This window comes from Citrobacter sp. wls710 (assembly GCF_005281115.1).
Taxonomy (GTDB): Bacteria; Pseudomonadota; Gammaproteobacteria; order Enterobacterales; family Enterobacteriaceae; genus Citrobacter; species Citrobacter werkmanii.
The window spans coordinates 1-3,453 of record NZ_SZXD01000060.1; the positions used below are offsets into that span (position 1 = coordinate 1).

The following is a 3,453-nucleotide window of genomic DNA, read 5'->3' on the forward strand; positions in this document are numbered from 1 at the left end:
TGTTACCCTGCTGCTGCGCCTGATAGGTGTAAGCACCCAGATCCGCTTTGTTAGCTGCAGAGAAGGTCGCAGTGCTGTTGGTGTCATTAACATAAACCAGTTCTTTGCCTTTGTAATCAGCAACAGAACCAGTACCGGTCGCGTTATCAATACGCACTTTATAGTTACCGGTTGCAGCAGCTACATGGTCGCCATAGTTGTCAACTTCAGACTGATCTCCTGAGGTATCAGAATCGCCGTTACCGTTGATAGTCAGATGACCATCAGAGTTCATTGCGATCACGCCGTAACCATAGTTGGCCTGAGTTTTGTCGTTAGTACGGTCGTTGGCCAGGTCAGCATTCAACACGTAGTTAGTGCTGTTGATGTCGAAAACACCCGCATTTACATGGTTGTAGGCGTCGGTGTAGCTGGTCAGATTCAGCGTATCAACCTGCAGTGCATTGCCCGTGCTGTTGCCCACATCCAGAACACCGTTGTTGGTTACGTTGATGGTATTTGCATACAGCGCAGCATCACTTACGCCCCAGCCAGCAGCAACATCATCAGCAATTGTGACGGTACTGTTGTCAATAGACAGGGTATCGGTCGCAACACGACCATCCTCGTTGATGTTCAGGGCAGAAGCACCGGTCAGAGTGATGGAGTCAGAAACCAGCGCAGAATCACCCACGTTGACAACTGAACCGCTGTTGATGCTCAAAGTGTCAATCAGAGAAGTTTTGGTGGTATCCCACTGAGAAGCGCCGTTCAGCGTCACGTTGAACAGACCGCTCTGATAAACGGTATTGCCAACCACATGACCATTTTCGTCATAAGAGGATGTGTCGCTATCGATACCGTAGGTTGAAGAAGGCCACAGGCTGTTGGCAGCGATATCAATCAGCGTAGCGGTGGCTTCAGTGCCCTCAGCATAGCTTTCGTAAACACCATCACCATCAACGTCAACCTGATGGACGGACATTGCCGCACCAACCCACTTGCTGCCGTGGTTCAGGGTCAGATCCAGACGGTCAGTACCATCCCAGCCGTTGGTATCCAGATCGGCATCAGTATCGCGGTAAGTATCAGCACCGTTCGGGAAGAAGTTCTCATCAAAGTTGCTGGAGAACAGCACATCACCCATCAGCGTGGAGTTACTAAACGTAGCGGTGGTTTGCATCGCGTTGTCTGCTTCTGGATTCGCAATAACAGCCAATGCCACATCATTAGCGTCTAAACCGTTGCCATTATAGTCGCTTGCATTGCTGGTATTGCCAAACCAGCCGGAAGTGCCTTCATCAGACAGTGAGCCAGAGGTTAAGGTAGAATCGCTGACAACGATAGAGTTGTTAAACACTTCGCTGCTGTTCACACCGGTGCTGACGGTATTGTTGTCAATGTCTTCCCACTCATAATAACCCTGAGTCAGCGTAATACCTGCAACGTGTGAGTTATTGGAGATCGACAGATCGACTTCCTGATCCAGAGTAATAGCCGTGCCCAGATTATAAACATCGACAACATGCGTATCAGCGGCGTCATTATACGTACCGTTGTAAGTATAATGTTCGTAGTTGTCATCGATAGTTGAATTAATGACGTTCATCGCCAGACGATCGTAGTAATAATCGGTGCCCGTACGGTTAGTACAATCCGTTGTCATACACCCGGAGGTTACCATTCCGTGAATGGTACTGTTTTTAATTGTCAAGCTGTTGTTATTACTGTTTGTAGACAGCCCATCATCCAGATAATAAGTCGAAATGACGCCGTTGACAGTAGCGTTATTGATTACTGGATGAATGTCTCCGGTATAAGCACTTTCATCTGCTTTATTATTCCAGCCAGCGTACCCGGTATAATAAACGCCATCAGCGTAATTGATATCATTATAATGATTAAAAGTATTATAAGTAGTTCCTGAAATATCTACCGATGCATTTACCTGTGACGACACTGCCAGTGTGCAGGCAATTGCCAGCTTGGACAGAACTAATTTTCGATCGCGGTACTTCATAAGATTCAATCCTTTTACAGTCATAATTCGTAATATCAAAAAAAACAAATAGCCGTACTTAGCTTTTGCCATGCTATGTATTTTTTCATAAAGTTCAAGTTTTAACAAAAAGCTTCCAAAGACCGACAAAAAACACAAAAAAAAAGAGAAAAATCTTACCTGTTTGTGCAATCGGAATCCTTTAAATCACTGCACTTAAAATACAACGTACTTTATCAAAAATTCATTATTGGAAATTGTGCTGGATAATACACTCATAATCTTGAACATGGTTCGCGAAACAATGACAGATTTGAGATAGCTAAAGTAATTATACTGACTGAAACTTAGAACATGTTAAAACACGTGCAATATATATAGCCCCACCTTATTTTATTGTTACGGACTCATCAACTAGAAAATAAATACCATCACATAACACACAGAATAACATGTTTATTTTTAGTAAAATAAACAACCCAACTCGAAGTTAATAATATAAATTGAAAAGAATTGAATAGCAGTTAAAAAGCTTTAATATCAAAAGGTAATTTAATTAAGAAGTAAATATTTTATTTTATTAAATGTGACGAGATTCATTTTTTTATTTATTCTTTTTAACGCTGAGATTAAATATCCCGAACTCAATTTAACAGATATATTTAATATTTCTGATATTTCTGTAAGATTATAACCTTTTGCCGTGAGTTTCAGAACACCCATTTGTCTTTTTGATAATCTTTTTTTCTTTAAATTCATACTGTAAGGATGTTTTAAACTTATCATTTCGTCACCAATGGCAGTGAAGAGAGACATCATAAACTCTCCAAAATTCAAGTTCATATTTATATAGTATACTTGACCATGGAAAATCACGTTATTAAACAACAATATATCACTATCCTCATTAATTAGGACTATAATTTTTTTATACATTCCTAAATACAGATTTATACTGTCAATAGTACTGTTAAAATCAACTATTGCAGTAAAACACAATTTATCTATTGGTGATATGTCTGATAATAAATGCTGTAAAGATGATTTCAAAAAAAAATTACTTGTGTAAATATCCATAACATTTTATTCACTTTTAGTTTTGCGTTCTTTCTCATAGAATAGCCACAGGTGGCTTTGCATACTATATTAATGGATAAATCGCTCTATAAAAAATCAGTATAAAATACTAATAATCTTCTTAAATAAAATCATAAATATGGGGGGGGCAAATACACAAAGCGATACATATCAATAATTTAAACAATTAAGTAGTGGTATAAAATGCTTTATTTTTAGGTCTCAACAATTTTTTATTTCTTTTATCTGCATACGTTTTTTTTACATCATAAATGTGTATATATGGATACTTTACCTATTGAAATTTCAAAAAACACATAACAGAGGGATAACAGACCATATTGGATAGTAATGACAAGATAATGAATATGTGGATTTGCCCCTATATTTCCAGACAC

2 protein-coding genes are annotated in these 3,453 nt (G+C 39.0%); both read right to left on the reverse strand.

Annotation, left to right across the window (positions count from 1 at the left end; all coding sequences use genetic code 11):
* Positions 1-1,999, reverse strand: a 1,999-nt coding sequence (locus FDX14_RS23050; RefSeq protein WP_137350326.1) for an autotransporter YaiT-related protein, incomplete at its 3' end; no start/stop codon positions are given.
* Positions 2,000-2,530: 531 nt separating this feature from the next.
* Entirely contained in the window at positions 2,531-3,055 is a 525-nt protein-coding gene (locus FDX14_RS23055) for a LuxR C-terminal-related transcriptional regulator (RefSeq protein ID WP_137350327.1), read from the reverse strand.
* Positions 3,056-3,453 lie beyond the last annotated feature (398 nt).

Bases quoted from the DNA above. Each gene is read 5' to 3' on its own strand.
- FDX14_RS23055 (WP_137350327.1), bottom strand. From the start codon at position 3,055: ATGGATATTTACACAAGTAATTTTTTTTTGAAATCATCTTTACAGCAT.